Source organism: Streptomyces sp. CO7, from assembly GCF_053474865.1.
Window position 1 is genome coordinate 880,323 of the sequence record NZ_JBRIOU010000004.1, and the last position, 2,228, is coordinate 882,550.

Consider the following 2,228-nt stretch of genomic DNA (forward strand, 5'->3'; position numbering starts at 1 on the left):
AGACCCGAACGCCCCGCTCCCGCCGCCGCTCCACCTCCACTGCACAGCCGTTCCGCATCCCGTTCCAGCCAGTTCCAGCCAGTTCCAGCCAAGGGGAAGACGCACACCCGATGCCCGACCGCCGCAGCCCGCGACTCCTCACCCTCGCAACGCGCCTCGCGCCCGGTACGCGAGGGCATGCCTCGCCGGGAGGGGAGCGTGGCGGCGTGCTACTGCGGAAGCCCTCCGAGTCCGGCTCCCCCGCCCGCGACGACCGGCGCGACGCCGACGGCCGCCGGCCGGCCGACGAGGACAACCCGTTCGCGCCGCCGCCGGAGAACCAGCCCTCGCAGGAGGGCCGCTGGAGCGACCGGCAGCCCGAGGGCGGCGGTGGCGGCGGCTGGGCCGGCTGGGGCCAGCGCCCCGAGGGGTCCGGCCAGGGGAACCGATCCGGCCAGGGCGGCTCCGGTGACGGACCGGGCGGACCCGGCCTGCGCTGGGACCCCACCGACCCCGCCCAGCGGCGCGCCCGCTACGCGCTGCTCAGCGGCACCTGGGGTCTGATCCTCATGCTCTTCGGGCTGCCGTACGTCGCGCTGCTGCTCGGCGCGCTCGCCCTCTACTGGGGCATCAGCGCCCTGCGCACGCCCGCCCGCCCGCAGGACCCGGACCGTCCTGCGGACGGGACCGCGGCCACCGCCGCCGGATCCCCGGCGGCCTCGGGCGGCCGCAATCCGCAGCGGCGGGCGGCGATCGTCGGCATCGTCACCGGGTCGATCGCGCTGCTGATGGTGCTGCTGTTCATCCTCGCCCAGCAGGTGATCCTGCGGGACTTCTACGTCTGCACCGACGAGGCGCTCACCCGCGACGCCCGCCAAGCCTGCGAGAGGTACCTCCCCGACAGCGTCCCGGACAACCTCCGCGACAGCCTCACGGCGTCCATGTGACAAGCGAGAACTGACGGGCCGACCAGGGGGCGCCGGGCATACCGGCGCCCCCTTCCGTCTCTCCCGGGACCGGTCCCGTTCAGCACCAGGCTCGGAGGGCGGAGGATGCGAGCGGGCCCGCGCCGGGGGACCGCTCCCCTAGCGGACGGCCGCGGTGACCAGCCCGGCCAGGACGAGAGCCGCCACCACCACCGTCACGACCGCCGCCGCGGCGGTCCACCACCGGGCCAGCCGTTCCGCGCGACGCCGGACCACCGGCGGACTCGAGGGTCTGGCCCGGGTCCGGGAGGTCGCCACCTGCGCGGCCTCCGCCATCCGCCGCCGCAGCGTCCCGGGGTCGGCCAGCTCCGGCAGCCGGACCGCCACCGCCTCCCGGGCCCGGCACAACCGGCTCGCCGTCGCCGCCGTGGAGGCCTCGGTCTCGGCCGCCGTCTCGGGCAGGTCGAGCCCGAGGCCGTCGTAGAGAATCAGCGTGCGCCGGTGCAGCGGCGGCAGGTCGCGCAGCGCCGCCAGCAGCGCCCGGTCCGCGGGGGCCATCCGAGGCGCGGCCAGGGCCCGCTGCCGCCGTCGGTGCCGTCGTCCGGTGCGCCGCCAGGGCGACAGCGCGTGGTCGTGGGCCACCGCCCGCACCCAGCTCGGCGGGTCCGGGTCGAGCGCCACCTCCGGCCAGCGGTGCCAGGCGTCACGGAACGCCCGCTCCACGCACTCCAGCGCGACACCGTGCCGCCCGGTGAGCAGGTACGTCTGCCGGACGAGGGTCGGAGCGCACGACGCGTAGAGCGCGTCGAACGCCTCCTCCGGCGTCAGGGACGTCACCTCGTCACCCGTCCGCTCGATAAAACCCATAAGCGCATGATGGGCGACACGTCCCGTATCTGCCTGTTACGCGAGGAATGCGGGTGCCGTTGGGAGCATGGCGAGGTGTCCCAGACCGCGCCTCCCCCGCCGCCTTCTCCCCCGCCGTCCTCCTCACCACCACCACCGTCCCTCACGTCCTCCGCCGCGGATCCCGTGCCGGAAACCGCTTCGGCTCCCGCTCCCACTCCTGATGCCTCTCCGGATGCCTCTCCGGATGCCGCTTCGGATGCCGCTTCGGCTCAGCCCGACGGTGCGCCGCCCGGCGGTGCGCCGCCCGTGGGGGCACGGCCCGACAGGGGCCGGACCGGCGGGGGCCGGACCGGCAGCGCGCCGCCCGCACGATCGGCCGCTCCTCCGTCGGCGACGCCGTCCGCACCTCGGCGGTGGCTGGTCGGGCTGCTGCTCCGGCTGGTCCTCCGTCTCCGGCTCCGGCTGCTCCTGGGC

General features: G+C 76.2%; 2 protein-coding genes. One reads left to right on the forward strand and one right to left on the reverse strand.

Going from position 1 to position 2,228, the window contains the following annotated elements; all coding sequences use genetic code 11:
- Positions 1-206 precede the first annotated feature (206 nt).
- Entirely contained in the window at positions 207-926 is a 720-nt protein-coding gene (locus tag ACOV8S_RS16805) for a hypothetical protein (RefSeq protein ID WP_448318611.1), read from the forward strand.
- 138 nt (positions 927-1,064) lie between these two features.
- Here the strand turns inward: ACOV8S_RS16805 and ACOV8S_RS16810 are convergent, their stop codons facing one another.
- A complete protein-coding gene (locus ACOV8S_RS16810) occupies positions 1,065-1,772 on the reverse strand; it encodes a sigma factor-like helix-turn-helix DNA-binding protein (protein ID WP_448318612.1) in 708 nt (235 codons plus the stop codon).
- Positions 1,773-2,228 lie beyond the last annotated feature (456 nt).